This window comes from Umezawaea sp. NPDC059074, assembly GCF_042738955.1.
Taxonomy (GTDB): Bacteria; Actinomycetota; Actinomycetes; order Mycobacteriales; family Pseudonocardiaceae; genus Umezawaea.
Map to the genome: position 1 here is coordinate 26970 of NZ_JBHYHC010000049.1, position 13778 is coordinate 40747.

Sequence of the window (13778 nt, forward strand, 5' to 3'; positions counted from 1 at the left end):
GTACTTTCTACCTGGGCTACCTGTTCCTGCCGCTGGGGTGGGGGCAGGGTTACGCCGTGGTGGGGTGGGCGGGGGCTATCGACTGTTGCGCCGCCGCGCTCCCCGGCGAGCCGGTGGTGCTCTGCACCCAGACCGCCAACGGCCGGTCGATGCGCGTCGCGGCCAAGCTGGGGTTCACCGAGGTGGAGCAGTTCGAGGAGTACGGCGCCGAGCAGTGGCTGGGCGTGCGGTCGGGGTAGTGGTCCACCCGTGCGGTTGTGGGGCAAAACCAGGACAAACCTCGCGGTCGCGACCTACGGTTCCGGCATGACCGAGCCTGCCGAGACCGTCCTGTGGGAAGGAAGACCGGCCGCCTTCCCGTTCTTCCACCGGTCCGACGTCGTCACGATCCCGTCCCTCCTCGCCGTGGCGGCCTTCTTCGCCTACTTCTTCGTCATCCGGCAGAACACGCCGCCCGGTACCTTCGGCACGATCATCATCGTCCTGTTCGGCCTGGCGATCCTCTACAACATCGTCGGCCTGACGGTGATGCGGTGGTTGAGGCTGCGCGGCAGCGAGTACGTCGTCACCGACCGCCGGGTCGTGGTGCGGACCACCGTCCTCGGCCGCGAGAAGGAGCACGGCGTGTGGATCTCGCAGCTCGAACCGCCGGTGCTGCGCGAGTCGTCGGACGGCACCGGGTCGATCACCTTCGGCGACTCGGGGCTGCTGGACGGGATGAGCGGGATGGGTGGCTGGAACAGGAGGGAGCAGCCGCCCGAGTTCGTGAGGATCGCCGACGCGCGGACCGTGCGCGACCTGATCGCCGAGGCACGGGCGAAGGCAGCGCCTTATGCGGGTTGACCTGCTGCCGTCGGAAACGCTGCTGTGGCAGGGGAAGCCCGCGCGCTTCCCGCTGTTCGACCACTGGGACCGGTTCGTGCTGCCGGTGCTGGGCGCGCTGGTCCTCTTCGGCGTGCTGTTCTTCCCGACGCTGTCGGCCGAGCGGCCGAGCGGCCTGTTCCGCGTCTTCCCGGTTCTCTGGTTCGTGGTGCTGGCCTGGTTCGTCGTGGCCAGGTACGGCCTGCGGCAGCTCACCTTGCGCAGCGCCGAGTACGCGGTGACCGACCAGCGCGTCATCGTGGTGATCAAGCCGTTCGGCTCGACCACCGAGCGCAGCGCCTACCTGAACGCCCTCGAACCCCCTGTGCTGAAAGAACATCCGGACGGCCTCGGCACGATCACCTTCGGCCGACCGTCCGCGCTGGTGGCACGGGGATCACGTCCCGCGCCGAACCAGGTGATCCTGCTGGAGAGCATCCCCGACGCGGCGGCGGTCCGGGACCTGATCACCCGGAACCGAAGCACACCAACGGGATGAGCGGTGTCGCCTGCGACGCCTCGGCCAGCGCCCTGGACGGGGACGCGCCGCGGCGCAGCAGGTCGTGGTAGGTGGTCATGACGTCGACCACCGAGTCGTCCGGCACGCGCGCCACACCGGCGACGACCGTTCTGGTTCCGCCGTAGAGGAACGCGGCGGCGAAGCCGAGCATCTCGTCGCCCGCCCGGACCACCGACCGGCCGGTGTCGCACGACGACAGGACGACGTGCTCGGGCGCGCCCGGCAGGGTGCCGATGTCGTAGGCCATCAGCGGGCCGTCGGCGAGGTCGAGCCGGGAGAACAGGATGTTCCCCGGCTCGTGGTGGCCGTGCGCGGCGAAGTGCACGATCCGGCGGTCCGCCATGGCCGCGAGCGTCGCGCCGACGGACGCCGCCGCACCGGTCAGCACGACCGCCGACGGCAGCACCTCGGCGATCTTGCGCACCTCGCCCGGCGCGAACTCCAGGTCCGGGCCCGCGACCAGTAGCGGTTCGGCGATCGCCGACGGGGTCGACGGCCGCCGTCCCCGCAGCCACACCGACGCGGACGGCGTCACGGTCACCGGACGGCCGCGCAGCGCGTCGACCAGCCCCCACGGCACGCTCGACAGCGGCCCGGTCGGCACGATCACCAGGTCGCGATCGCCGAGCAGGGGGCCGAGCGGCACCAGGATCCGCTCGTGCAGCACGGAGAGCTGGTGCCGCAGCGACGTCTCGACCACCGCCCGCAGCGCCGCCGGGAGCCTGCGGCCGCACAGCGCGTCCAGGTCCGAGCGCAGCCGGGCGGTCGTCTCGGCGATCGACGGGAAGTCCCCGAACGACACCATCCGCGCCGTGCCGTCCACGACGACCAGCCCGTGCAGGTGGCCGTCGGACGGCAGGAAGCTCACCATCACGGCGTCCCCGAGCGCGGCGGCGACCTCGTGCAGCGCGTTCGGGTCGGCCTGCTCGCCGTCGCCGCGCGCCTGCCAGCCGCGGGCGCGGACGAGGTGCTCCAGTTCGGCGCACCGCCGGGCCGCTTCCGCGTCCGGCCTGCCCGCCAGCTCCGCCGCGCGCACGACCATCGCCAACTGCCGCAGCTCCGCCACGGCGTCGGAGGTCTCGGGGTCGTCCGGCGGGTGCACCGGCGACGTCAGGAACGCTTGCGCGCGAGAGCGTTCCGCCCACGCGAAGACGGCTTTCGCCCGCCCGCCGCGCAACGCCGTGGCCAGTCCGACCGCCGCCAGGTCGACGCCCAGCGCCGCCGTTCCGGTGCGCAGGTCCAGGCTGCCGAACCGGCCGCGCTGCCCGTGCAGCACCCGCAGCCCCGACCGGGCCTGGCGCGACGCCCTGGCCCGGTCGCCGGTCGCGGCGTGCCACTCGGCCCACGCGACCCGGCGCAGCAGCACCGTTTCCAGCACCGGCGACGGGCTGCGGCGGCCCGTCAGCAGGACCCGCGCCTCGGCGTGCCTGCGGAGCCGCACGAGCGCCCGCGCGGCCAGCAGCCGGGCGACCTCGCCGTCGTTGGGGAGGCCGAGGCCGTGCAGCGTCGCCGCCAGCTCCTCGGCCTCAGCCGCGATGGCCGCGAGTCGTCGCCCGGCCTGGAAGTCGGCGCGCAGCCGGGTCAGCACCGCGACGGCCGCCCAACTCCGGTCGCCCCGGCGCAGGAAGAGGCGTTCCGCCCGGCGCGCCCACAGCCGCGCGGTGCGCGGAACGCCCTGCACCACGGCCGCGCTCGCCCGCGTGAGAGCGGCCTCCGCGCGCTCGTAGGTCGGTCCGGCACGCCCGAGCAGCCGGATCGCCTCGTCGAGTTCGGCGGCGGCCTCGTCGGCCAGCCCCGCTTGCAGCAACGCCCGCGCCCGGTCGATGGCGAGCACCGGGAGCAGGCCCTCCGCGTGCTCGGTGAACCCCGGTTTCGCCAGGTCGAACGCGTGCAGCGCGGCCGGGATGTCGCCCATGAGCATCTCGCAGTAGCCGCGGTTCAACCGCGCCTTGGCGACCATCAGCGGCAGGTCCGCGGTCCGGGCGATCTCCTCGCACCGCACCAGGTCGGCCTTCGCGATCCGGGGCCGCCCGGCCAGGCTGTGGACCATCGCCCGGTTCAGCAGGGCGGACGCGAGGCCGTAGTGGTCGTCGGTGGCCGCGTGCGGCGGGATGCCCTCGTTGAGGTGGCGCAGCGCGTCGTCCATCCGGCCGGTGAGGATGCACAGCAGACCGCGTTGCAGCAGCAGCGTGCTCCGGTCCGCCTGGGCGACGGCGGTCTCGGCCTCGTCGAGCAGCGCGAAGCCCGCGGCGGACCGGCCGAGGTGCACCTCGGCCGCCGCGGTGCTGATCAGCACCCGCGCCGCGGCGGCCCGGCGCTCGGGGTCGGTGGTGTCCGGCCAGTCGAGCAGCGCGAGCGCCCGCCGGAACAGCCGCAGGCCCGTGTCCGACCGGCCCGCGCCCAGTGCTTCCCGGCCGCGGTCGTGCAGGTCCCGAACCCGATCCGCGACCGCCGTCACAACGCGATCGCGGGAGTGGTGACGGTGCCGTTGGCCAGCACCGACAACTGCGCGAGCGCCGGGGTCACGCCGGTGAACGCGAACCTCCCGTTGCCGTCGGACGCCGTGGACCGCGTGCCCGCCGGGGTGCGCAGCTCCACGGGGTACGCGGCGGGCGGCGTGATCCACCCGTCGAGCCGCAGCGACCCGTCCGCGTGCGCCGTCACGCTGACCATGATCGTCAGGCTGGCGCTGTCGAACGTGATCAGCTGCGACTTCTCGTCCCCGCGCACCCCGACGGGCCGCGACTGCCGCACGACGTCGAGCACCTCGTCGTCCGCGGTGGCGTGGTCGAGCGCGAAGCACGTCAGGTCGGCGAGGTCGGGCGGCACGGGGTCCACCTCGTCCCACAGGTCCCGCATCCGGCGGAGCAGTTCGTCGTCGGTGCTCACCGGCCACCCTCCTTCGTGGACAACAGGGTCCGCAGGCGGTCGAGGCACCGGCCTCGCTGCGGCCCGATCGACCCGCGCGGCATCCCCAGCGCGGCGGACACCTCGGTGTAGTCGGGGCGGTGCAGGAACGCGACGATGCGCAGCAGCTGCCTGCACCGCTGCGGCAGCCGTTCGACCGCGTCCCACAGCTCGCGGTCGCGCGTCGACACGACGACCCGGTCCTCCGGGCCCGGAGCGCCGTCCGGCTCGTCGAAGAACTCGTCGTCGCCGACCGGGCGCTCGGCGCGCTGGGCCCGGCCGACCCGCCACGCCTCCCGCTTCGTCGTCGTGACGAGCCAGCTCACCAGCGCGCCGGGCGCGCGGATGCCGTCGAGCCCGCGCAGCAGCTTCAGCCACGTCGTCTGCACGACGTCCGCGCTGGTCTCGGCGTCGACGCCCTGCGAGCGAGCCACGTGCCACAGCAGCGGGGTCAGGTCGCGCACCACCGCGTCCAGGCTCGACCGGTCGCCGGACCGGGTCTTCTCCAGCAGCACGCCCAACTGCTCGTCGTCCAACCGCCGCTTGCCCTGCGTCACGTCGGCAGCCCCTTCACCGCGTCGGCCGCGCGCTCCACCCGTGAGGCGGGGTCGGGGACCGGGATGCCGACCGCGCCGCCGGTGAGCGCCACCGCCACGGCCGCGGCGACCTCCGGCGCGGCGTAGGACGTGCCCGACCCGATGGCGAACCCGCTCGCGAACGAATCCGGATCGGCGGTCTGCCGGGCGCCGGACCCGCTGTGCATCCGCGCGCCCCGAGCCCCGCGCAGGGTCGTCGGGAAGGAGCTCAGCACGTTGGCGCCGGTGGCCTCGTGCGTGACGTGCGACCCGGCGTTGCTGAACCACGCCTCGGTGTCGTCCGGGTTGAGCGCGCCCACGCTGAGCACCAGCGGGTTCTCCGCCGCCAGCGCCGCCGGGTAGAACGGGCGGGTCGTGGCGTCGTTGCCCGCGGCCGCGACGACGACCACGCCGAGGTCGGTCAGCGCGGTGATCACCTCGCGCAGGTGGTGCACGGCGTCCGAGTCGTCCTCGACGTACCCGCCGAGGGACAGCGAGACGACGTCCACGTGCCCGCCCTGCTTGATCCGCGCGACCAGCATCCACAGCGCCAGCAGCAGGTCCGCCTCGTAGCAGACGTTGTCGGGGTGCAGGACGCGCAGCGCGAGCACGTCGGCGTCCGGCGCGTTCTGCCGGATCCGGCCCGCGATGAACGTGAAGTGCCCGGCGGCCCTGCCGATCTCCTCGGACAGCTCGTCGGTGTAGAGCGGGTCCTCCCACGCGTCGACCAGGACCTGCGTCGGCGTCAGGCCGCCCAGGCGCTTGCCCTGCTCGCGCAGCACGGTCTCGGAGGCCTCGTAGACCCGCACGAACCCGTCCACGGGCAGCGGGTCGCCCACGGCCTCCACACCGAACCACGGGTGCGCGTTGAGCCCGGAGTCCGGGACGGCGACGACGACCCGGCGTTCGCCCGCCGCGCACTCCCGCCGGTGCGGCGGCGCGCCGGTGAACGCCACCGGCAGCAGCCGGTACGGGTCGTCCCAGCCGCCGCCGTCGTCGCCCGCGCGCAGGTCGTGCGGGCTCCACGTCGGCACACCGCCGAAGGCGGCCCCGACGAGCAGGTGCTCCACCGAGATCCGGTTCACCGCCGAGGGCAGCAGGGTGATCCGCCCCTGCGCGACCCCCAGCCGGATCTGCTGCACGCCGGTCCACGCGTCCACGACCGACGTCGTCGGCCCGTTGGCGAACAGCACCACGGGGATCGGGATCCGGTCGCGCAGCTCGGGCTCCAGCCCGTACAGCTCGTCCGGCAGCTCGGGGGTGGGCCAGGCGTCCTTGGTGTCGCGCTTCATGCTCAGCCCGACGCTGTTCAGCTCGGCGTCGACCAGCTCGCACGCGGCGGCGTCGGCCAGCACGGTGCGCGGCATGAGCATGACAGCGGCCCGGTACACGGTGGAGTCGATCGCCGCCCCGTCGGCTCTCCGGGTCGCCTCGACGGGGCGCAGCGTTCGCCCACCGTGCCGGTCCAACGACCGCTGCGGCCAGTCCGGCAGGTCGGCGTGGTCCGCGCCGGTGGTCGATCGTCGAGCCGAGCGGATCGTCATCGTGGGCTCCCCTTCTCGCCGTGTTTCGGGTACACGACCGAGAGGGCGCGACCGCCGTGCTGGATGCGCGCCCGACGTCACGAAGTGGACACGGTTGGGCGCAGTGGTCCACATCGGACCGCGTGGACCAAGTGGTCGAACACGCCGGTTTGGGCCATCGGACGGGTTGAACTCCGGGTCCCGCCGGCCCGTACTAGCAGGTGTGAGGCTGCTGAGGTGCGACGACGCCGAGATCACCCGACTGGCGCTCCGGGTCCGCGACGGGGACGGGTCGGCGACCGAGCCGTTCGTGCGCGCCACCCAGGCCGACGTGTGGCGGTTCGTCGCCCACCTGGCCGGTGACGTCCAGCTGGCCGACGACCTGACCCAGGACACGTACCTGCGCGCCCTCCCCAGCCTGGCCCGTTTCGAAGGCCGGTCGTCCGGCCGGACGTGGCTGCTCTCGATCGCCCGACGCGTGGTCGCGGACCACATCCGGGCGGCGAAGGTCCGGCCCAGGGTGGCAGGCGTGGAGGACTGGGCGCGGGTCGTGGAGGCGGGGCAGTCCGGGGACCTGCCGGGGTTCGACGAAGGCGTGGCGCTGAACGCGGTGGTGTCCTCACTGGAACCGGACCGCCGCACGGCGTTCGTGCTGACGCAGTGGCTGGGGATGCCGTACGCCGACGCGGCGATCGTGTGCGAGTGCCCGGTGGGGACGATCCGGTCGCGGGTGGCACGGGCGCGGGAGGACCTGGTGGCACTGCTGGGGTCCACGACGGGGGAGCGGTCGGTGGGATGACCGGCTGATCGGGACCGTCCCTTCACGGGATCCCCTGCCGCACCTCCGTCGAAGTCACCGGGAACCAGGTGGTTCGGCAGGCCGACTGGTGGGGGTGGAGCGAGGGGTGCGGGTGGTGGTGCCGGTCGTGTTGACCGGAGCCATGGGGTTTTCGATGGTGCCGTTGTTCCTGTTGGGGACGATGGCGTCGGCGCTGGTCGGGGAGTTCGGCATCGGGCGGCCGTTGCTCGGGGTGTTGGTCACCGCGGGGTTCGGGGTCGCGGCGGCCTTGTCGTTGGTGATCGGGCCGGTGGTCGACGCGGTGGGGGCGCGGCGGTCCGCTGTCGCCCTGTTCGTGGTGAGCGGGGTGGCGCTGGTGGTGTTCGCCACGGCGGCGCACTACCTGGTGCTGGTCGTCGCCGTCGGGGTGGCCGGGGTGCCGCAGGCGTTGGCGAACCCGTCCACCAACAAGATCGTCGCGGCCGTGGTGCCGCCCGCTCGGCGTGGCGGGGTGATCGGGCTCAAGCAGTCCGGGGTCCAGTTGGGGGCGTTCGTCGCCGGGCTGCCGTTGGCGTGGATCGCCGACGGGGTGGGGTGGCGGGTCGCCGTGGGCGTGGCCGCCGGGTTGGCGTTCCTGTTCGCCGGGGCCGGGTTGCTGCTGCCCGCCGACCCCGAGCCCGCGCGGGTGCCGAAGTTCGGGGTGTCCTTGTCCGCGGGGCCCGCGGTGTGGTGGCTGCTCGGGTTCTCCGTGCTGCTCGGGGCCGGGATCGCGGCGGTGAACACCTACGTGGCGCTGTTCGCGGAGCAGGAACTCGGGTTCGGCGTGCGGGTCGCGGCCGCGCTGGTGGCCGCGCTCGGGGTGACCGGGATCGTGGGGCGGATCGTGTGGACGCGGCTGGGCAGTCCCGGACTGCTGGTGCCGTTGTGCCTGGCCGCGGTGGTGGCCGTGGTGGCGCTGCTGCTGTCGCCGGTGGTGTGGAGCGGGCTGGCGTGGGTCGGGGTGCTGGGGGTCGGCGGGTTCGCCGTGGCCGCCAACGCGGTGTCGATGGCGGCGGTCGTGGCCGCGTCCACGCCGAAGTCGACCGGACGTGACTCGGCGCTGGTGTCGGCCGGGTTCTTCACCGGGTTCGCCGTGGGACCACCGGTGTTCGGGCTGCTGGTGGACGGCCTCGGGTACTCGGCCGGGTGGGTCGTGGTGGCGGTGGAGTTCGCGCTCGCCGCCTGCGTCGTGGCGGTGTGGCGGTCGTGACCGCCCTGGAGGACGTGCTCGACCGGGTCGACCGGACGCTCGCGCAGGTGGGGGAGCGGTTTCCGTTGCACGCGGACCCGGTGACCGGGGAGTGGCGGACCACGGCCCGCGGGTCGTGGGCGGCCGGGTGCTGGGTGGGGCTGCTGTGGTTGCGCGCCAAGGCGACCGGGGCCGTGCGGGACGCCGAGGCGTGGAGCCGGAAGCTGGCCTGCTGGGTCGACGCGGACACCGCCACGCAGGGGCTGATCCTCTGGTACGGGGCCGCCGCCGGTGCACGGCTGGGGCTGTCCGACGAGCCGGTGGCGCTGGCGCGACGAGGGGCGCGGTCGTTGGCCGGGCGGTTCGACGCGCGGGCCGGGGTCGTGCCGTGGGGGACGGCGTTCGGGGACGACGGCACCGTCCGCGCGAGGGTGGACGGGGTGCCGGGAACCCTGCCGTTGCTGGCGTGGGCCGGGGAAGAGGACGTCGCGCGGGCCCACGCCGGGCAGCACCTCCGGCTGTGCCGCGACCGGGCCGGGTGGCGGTGGGACGGCGAGACCTGGTGGCCGGAGGACGAGCCGCCGGTCGGGTGGAGCCGCGGTGAGGCGTGGTGGATGCTCGCCGCCGCCGACGCCCGCACGTGGCTCGACAACGACGACCTCGTGCCCGAGTGGCCGGGCCTGGTGCCGACCGCCCGGCGGGGCGGCGGGCCGCTCGACACGTCGGCCGCCGCGATCGCCGCCGTGGCGCTGCTCAAACTCGGGCGGCACGAGCAGGCCGCGGCGGTGGTGCGGGAACTGGAGGAGCGGCACCTGGTCGAGGGCAGGCTGGTCGACGGCTGCTACGACCCGCACGTCGGCCGCGAACTGGTGTGGGGCGACTTCTTCTTCGCACTGGCGCTCGCGATCGAGGCCGGGCTGGTCACCGCGCACGCGCTCTAGCCCGCAGCACGGCGCGGGCGGTCTCCGACACGTGCAGCTCGTCGGCCCCGTCGAGGATGCGGGCGGCACGGCCGAGCCGGGCGAGCATCGGCAACGGGGTGTCGGACGTCAGGCCTTCAGCGCCGAACACCTGGGTCGCGGAGTCGACCACCTGGTGCAGGGTCCGGGCGGCGGCGACCTTGGCCAGGCCGATCTCGGTGCGGGCGGGCCGGTCCTCCGCGACCAGCGCCGCGGCCTGGTGGACCAGCGCGCGGGCCGAGCGCAGGGCCAGCAGCGCCTCGAACACGTGCTGCCGCACCAGTTGGCGGTCCGCCAGCACGCCGTCGCCGATGCGGCGGGTCGCCGCGCGGTCGCACATCAGGTCGAACGCCCGCTCGGCCTGGCCGAGCCACCGCAGGCAGCGCAGCGTCCGCCCGAGCGCCAGCCTGCCGCCCGCGACAGCGAGTCCGGAGCCCGGTTCGCCCAGCAGGTTCTCGGCGGGCACGGGCACGTCGACCAGCTCGATCTCGACCTGGCCCGCCGCCCCGAGCACCGGGAGTTCCCGCACCACGCGGAAACCCGGCGTGTCGGTGGGCACGACGAACAGTGAGAGGCCCTCGGGCGACCGGGCCAGGACCGTCGTGAACGCCGCGTGCGCCGCGCCCGTGGTGAACCACTTGCGGCCGGTCAGCAGCCAGCCGTCGGCGACGCGGTCGGCGCGGGTGCGGACGGCGGACGGGTCCGAGCCCGCGACCTCCGGCTCGGTCATGGCGTAGCTGCCGGTGATCGCGCCGGACACCAGCGGGCCGACGTACCGCTCGCGCACGGCGGGAGTGGCGTGCGCGCCCAGCATCCGCACGTCCAGCAGGCTCGCCGAGCCCAGCGCGGCCGGACCGTGGTCGCTGCGGCCCTCGGCCTCCGCCAGCGCGAAGTAGTCCGCCAGCCCGAGCCCGCCACCGCCGTGCTCCACGGGGAGTGGCAAGGCCCACAACCCCCGCCGCCTCGCGGTCGCGCGCAGGACCGCCAAGGCCTCGCGCGCGGGTTCCCCACCCGCGTCGAGCGTGCTCTCGACGGGTTCGACCTCGTCCACCACGAAACCGGAAACCTTGTCAAGCAAGGAAAACCTCCTGCCCTCGTTTCCCACCGGCCGGGAACCCCGGCGGGTGGCCGTCCGACTCCTGGGAGGCAACGCCAACGGCACAGGAGGTTCCCGTGACCCTGCACCTCGACCGGACGTCGACCGATCCACCGCTGACCTCCACCGCGATCACCGTGCGGGGGACCTCGGCGGCGGCCGACGTCCTCGGCGCGCTCCTCCAGCAGTCGGGCGCGGAGGTGTCCCGGTTCCCGGACGCGGGTGGTCTCGCGGCGCGGGCGGACGGTCTCGACGTCGAGTGGGCCGGGCCGGTGCGCGGCGGCGAGGTGGTCGACGAGGTCACGGCGCAGGCGGTGTGCGGGCCGATGCACGTCCACGGCCGCAGCACCGGAGCCCCGGCGGGTCTGGGCCTGGACTACTGCGGCACGGCGGCGGGGGTGCTCGCGGGAACGGGCCTGCTGGCGGCCAGGGTGGGCGCGCTGCGCGGCGGCGGGGCGGGCGAGGTGACCACCAGCGTGGCGCAGGCCGCGCTGCTCACAGTGTCGCAGTACCTCGCGGCGGCGGGCGCTCCGGACGGCGAGGCCGCGCCGATCGGCCCCGGTGGTCCTCCGTTCCTCAGCTCGGACGGCGTGCTGTTCGAGGTCGAGGCGCTAGATCCCGCGGTGTGGCAGGCGTTCTGGACCCGTGTCGGCGCGGCGAACGCCGACATCGCCGCCGGGTGGCGGCCGTTCCAGTTCCGCTACGCCACGGCCGCCGCGCCGTTGCCCGCGGGCCTCGCGGAGGCCGCCGCACGACTTCGGTTCCCCGAACTGGTCGAGCACGCCGAGCGGTCCGCCATGAGCATCTGCGAGCTGGTGCCGTTCGCCCGCAGGCGGGCCGAGTTCGACGCCCTTCCGGCGTGGGAACTCGCGCCGCTGGGCACGGGATTCGATGACGTGGGCCCGAAAGCGGCCACGACGGCGGCTCCGCTGGCGGGGATCGTCGTGCTGGAGGCGGGGCGGCGCGTGCAGGCCCCGCTGGCCGCGCACCTGCTGCGGCTGCTGGGCGCGGACGTCGTGCGGATCGAGCCGCCGGGCGGGGATCCGTTGCGGGGCATGCCACCCACGTGCGGCGACACCTCGGCGCGGTGGCTCGCGCTCAACCGCGGCAAGTCCGCGCGGGAGGTCGACATCAAAGACCCGCGCGACCGGGACGTGCTGCGGGACGTGGTGTCCACGGCGGACGTGTTCCTGCACAACTGGGCTCCGGGCAAGGCCGAGCAACTCGGGCTCGGCGCGGAGGACCTGGTGGCGGTGAACCCCGCGCTGGTCCACGTGCACACGTCGGGGTGGGCCGGGCGGCTGGCGGACGCGCCGCTGGGCACGGACTTCATGGCGCAGGCCCGCACCGGGCTGGGCGAGCTGCTGCGCCCCGCCGACGAGCCGCCCGCGCCGTCGCTGATGACGCTGCTCGACGTCCTCGGCGGACTGCTGGGCGCGCACGCGACCGTGGCCGCGCTGCTGTCCCGCGAGCTGACCGGCCGGGGCGTCCGGTGCGAGTCGTCGCTGCTGGCCGCCGCGGACCTGCTGCAACTACGGGCGAAAGGTCGTCCGGCACCGGGTTTCCGCCGCCCGGAACGGCGAACCGATGGGTGGTGGGTCGCCGCCGAGTCCACAGTGGATGAAGTGCGCGTGACCGACGACCTGGCGACCGTCCCCGGCGACCCGCGGTTCGCCGACGCCGTCCACCTCGACGAAGACCGATGTCCGGCCGTGCTCACACCCTGGGGGTTCCGATGACCGCGACGGCGCTGCTCGACCTCGTCCCGACCGCCCTGCGCAGGCGGTGGGCCGACCTCGGCCTCTACCCGGACCACGACCTGTACGACCTGTTCTCCGTCCAGGTGTTCCTGCACCCCGACCGGCCCGCCGTGGTCGACGACGAGGGCGTGATCACCTACGCGGGCCTCAACGCGCTGGCCCTGCGGTACGCCGCGGCCTTGCGCGCCACCGGGGTGGACGCCGGTGACGTCGTGGCGACGCAGCTGGCGAACTCCCGGCACGCGTGCGCCGTCGACCTCGCCGTGGCGGCGCTCGGCGGGGTGGTGCTGCCGTTCCCCGTCGGTCGCGGCGCGCGGGAGGCGCGCTCGCTGATCGGCCGCAGCCGAGCCGTCGCCGCGGTGGTGGAGCCCGCCGCCGTACCCGGCATCCGCGCCCTGGAACTCCCGACGCTGCACCACGTCCTGACATCGGACGACCTGGCCAACAGGGAGGCGCGTGCGATCACTCCCGTCCGGTCCGACCCGGACGGGTCCGCGCGGATCCTGGTGTCGTCGGGGTCGGAGTCCGAGCCGAAGATGGTGCTGTACTCCCACAACGCTCTGCTGGGCGGTCGCGGCGCGTTCGTCGGCAGGCTGATCCCGCCGGGGGAGGAGTTGCGGGCGCTGTTCCTGGTGCCGCTGGCGTCGTCGTTCGGCAGCAACGGCACGACCGTGACGCTCGCGCGGCACGGCGGAACCGTGGTGGCGCAGGCGAAGTTCACCCCCGAGGCCACGCTGGACCTGGTCGAGCGCGCCCGGCCGACGCACCTGTTCGGCGTGCCGACCATGTTCCGGATGCTGGTGGACCACCCGCGGCTCGCCACCACCGACACCTCGTCGATCCGGGTGATCGCCCCCGGCGGCGCGCAACTGGACGCCGTGACCGCGGCGGCGTGCCGGGAGGCGTTCGACTGCGTCGTGGTCAACGTCTACGGCTCGGCCGACGGCGTCAACTGCCACACCGCGCTCGACGACCCGCCGGAGCGCGCCACCGGCGCGGGCAGGCCGAACCCGGCCGTGGCGGAGATCCGGATCGTCGACGACGCCCTGAACCCGGTGCCGGACGGGCAGGTCGGCGAGATCGTCGCGCGCGGCCCGATGACGCCGATGCGCTACCTCGGCGACGACACCCTGAACGAGCGCCACCGCACGCCGGACGGCTGGGTGCGCACCGGCGACCTCGGCGTGCTCGACGCCGACGGCTACCTCGACGTCGTGGGACGCCGCAAGGACATCGTGATCCGCGGCGGCGACAACATCAGCCCCGTCGAGGTGGAACAGCTGCTCGTCGGCCATCCCGCCGTGCGCGACGCGGCGTGCGTCGGCGTGCCGGACGAGCTGATGGGCGAACGCCTGTGCGCGTGCCTCGTGCTCGTCGAGGGGGCGACCGTGGCGGTGGAGGACCTGGGGACGTTCCTGGGAGCGGCGGGGCTGGCCCGCTACAAGCACCCGGAACGCCTGCTGGTGCTGGAGGAACTGCCGCTGAGCCCGGCGGGCAAGGTCGACAAGGACGCTCTGCGCCGCCGGATCGGCCTAGGCTGAGCCGGACGGGGTGGGGCGTCGCCGCCCCAC

At 74.5% G+C, this 13778-nt stretch carries 13 protein-coding genes; 8 read left to right on the forward strand and 5 right to left on the reverse strand.

All coding sequences use genetic code 11. The features are described from left to right. From ACFWW9_RS22695 to ACFWW9_RS22705, 3 genes are all read left to right on the forward strand, one after another. Positions 1–239 (forward strand): GNAT family N-acetyltransferase (locus tag ACFWW9_RS22695; RefSeq protein WP_390381201.1); only part of this gene is annotated, 239 nt, incomplete at its 5' end. Positions 240–306: 67 nt separating this feature from the next. Then, entirely contained in the window at positions 307–843 is a 537-nt protein-coding gene (locus ACFWW9_RS22700; protein ID WP_390381204.1) for a hypothetical protein, read from the forward strand. Next, a complete protein-coding gene (locus tag ACFWW9_RS22705) occupies positions 833–1360 on the forward strand; it encodes a hypothetical protein (RefSeq protein WP_390381207.1) in 528 nt (175 codons plus the stop codon). Before ACFWW9_RS22700 ends, ACFWW9_RS22705 begins: the two co-directional genes overlap by 11 nt. Here ACFWW9_RS22705 and ACFWW9_RS22710 read toward each other — a convergent pair. From ACFWW9_RS22710 to ACFWW9_RS22725, 4 genes are read right to left on the reverse strand one after another with little or no spacing between them, the layout of a single operon-like run. Then, positions 1329–3839: a CHAT domain-containing protein gene (locus ACFWW9_RS22710; protein WP_390381209.1), complete on the reverse strand. Its 2511-nt coding sequence runs from the start codon at positions 3837–3839 to the stop codon at positions 1329–1331. The genes ACFWW9_RS22705 and ACFWW9_RS22710 overlap by 32 nt on opposite strands. Next, on the reverse strand, positions 3836–4270 hold the full coding sequence (locus tag ACFWW9_RS22715) for a hypothetical protein (RefSeq protein ID WP_390381212.1): 435 nt from the start codon (positions 4268–4270) through the stop codon (positions 3836–3838). Before ACFWW9_RS22715 ends, ACFWW9_RS22710 begins: the two co-directional genes overlap by 4 nt. Then, the gene (locus ACFWW9_RS22720) at positions 4267–4845 is read right to left on the reverse strand and encodes an RNA polymerase sigma factor (protein ID WP_390381215.1); all 579 of its coding nucleotides are present in this window, start codon (positions 4843–4845) and stop codon (positions 4267–4269) included. Before ACFWW9_RS22720 ends, ACFWW9_RS22715 begins: the two co-directional genes overlap by 4 nt. Continuing rightward, entirely contained in the window at positions 4842–6407 is a 1566-nt protein-coding gene (locus ACFWW9_RS22725) for a S8 family serine peptidase (RefSeq protein WP_390381218.1), read from the reverse strand. The genes ACFWW9_RS22720 and ACFWW9_RS22725 overlap by 4 nt, the downstream gene beginning before the upstream one ends. A gap of 202 nt (positions 6408–6609) precedes the next feature. Here ACFWW9_RS22725 and ACFWW9_RS22730 point away from each other — a divergent pair, with 202 nt between their 5' ends. The 3 genes from ACFWW9_RS22730 to ACFWW9_RS22740 all read left to right on the forward strand — a co-directional run bounded on the left by ACFWW9_RS22730 (position 6610) and on the right by ACFWW9_RS22740 (position 9333). Next, positions 6610–7185, forward strand: coding sequence for a sigma-70 family RNA polymerase sigma factor (locus ACFWW9_RS22730; protein ID WP_390381221.1), 576 nt, complete (start codon positions 6610–6612; stop codon positions 7183–7185). A 142-nt stretch (positions 7186–7327) separates the two neighbouring features. Continuing rightward, complete coding sequence (locus ACFWW9_RS22735) at positions 7328–8413, forward strand: MFS transporter (RefSeq protein WP_390381304.1); 1086 nt, start codon at positions 7328–7330, stop codon at positions 8411–8413. Further along, on the forward strand, positions 8410–9333 hold the full coding sequence (locus tag ACFWW9_RS22740; protein ID WP_390381224.1) for a hypothetical protein: 924 nt from the start codon (positions 8410–8412) through the stop codon (positions 9331–9333). The genes ACFWW9_RS22735 and ACFWW9_RS22740 overlap by 4 nt, the downstream gene beginning before the upstream one ends. Here the strand turns inward: ACFWW9_RS22740 and ACFWW9_RS22745 are convergent. Then, entirely contained in the window at positions 9314–10429 is a 1116-nt protein-coding gene (locus ACFWW9_RS22745) for an acyl-CoA dehydrogenase family protein (protein ID WP_390381227.1), read from the reverse strand. The two genes, ACFWW9_RS22740 and ACFWW9_RS22745, sit on opposite strands and share 20 nt — an antisense overlap. Positions 10430–10524: 95 nt before the next feature. Here ACFWW9_RS22745 and ACFWW9_RS22750 point away from each other — a divergent pair, with 95 nt between their 5' ends. Both ACFWW9_RS22750 and ACFWW9_RS22755 read left to right on the forward strand, forming a co-directional pair. Next, positions 10525–12186: a CoA transferase gene (locus tag ACFWW9_RS22750; RefSeq protein ID WP_390381231.1), complete on the forward strand. Its 1662-nt coding sequence runs from the start codon at positions 10525–10527 to the stop codon at positions 12184–12186. Further along, positions 12183–13748 carry a class I adenylate-forming enzyme family protein gene (locus ACFWW9_RS22755; RefSeq protein WP_390381234.1) on the forward strand — a complete coding sequence of 522 codons (1566 nt, stop codon included), beginning with the start codon at positions 12183–12185 and terminating at the stop codon, positions 13746–13748. The genes ACFWW9_RS22750 and ACFWW9_RS22755 overlap by 4 nt, the downstream gene beginning before the upstream one ends. Positions 13749–13778: the final 30 nt, after the last annotated feature.

Excerpts from the sequence above, each read along its gene's own strand:
- ACFWW9_RS22700 (WP_390381204.1), top strand. The coding sequence starts at position 307 with ATGACCGAGCCTGCCGAGACCGTCCTGTGGGAAGGAAGACCGGCCGCC.
- ACFWW9_RS22705 (WP_390381207.1), top strand. The coding sequence starts at position 833 with ATGCGGGTTGACCTGCTGCCGTCGGAAACGCTGCTGTGGCAGGGGAAG.
- ACFWW9_RS22725 (WP_390381218.1), bottom strand. The coding sequence starts at position 6,407 with ATGACGATCCGCTCGGCTCGACGATCGACCACCGGCGCGGACCACGCC.
- ACFWW9_RS22735 (WP_390381304.1), top strand. The coding sequence starts at position 7,328 with ATGGGGTTTTCGATGGTGCCGTTGTTCCTGTTGGGGACGATGGCGTCG.
- ACFWW9_RS22755 (WP_390381234.1), top strand. The coding sequence starts at position 12,183 with ATGACCGCGACGGCGCTGCTCGACCTCGTCCCGACCGCCCTGCGCAGG.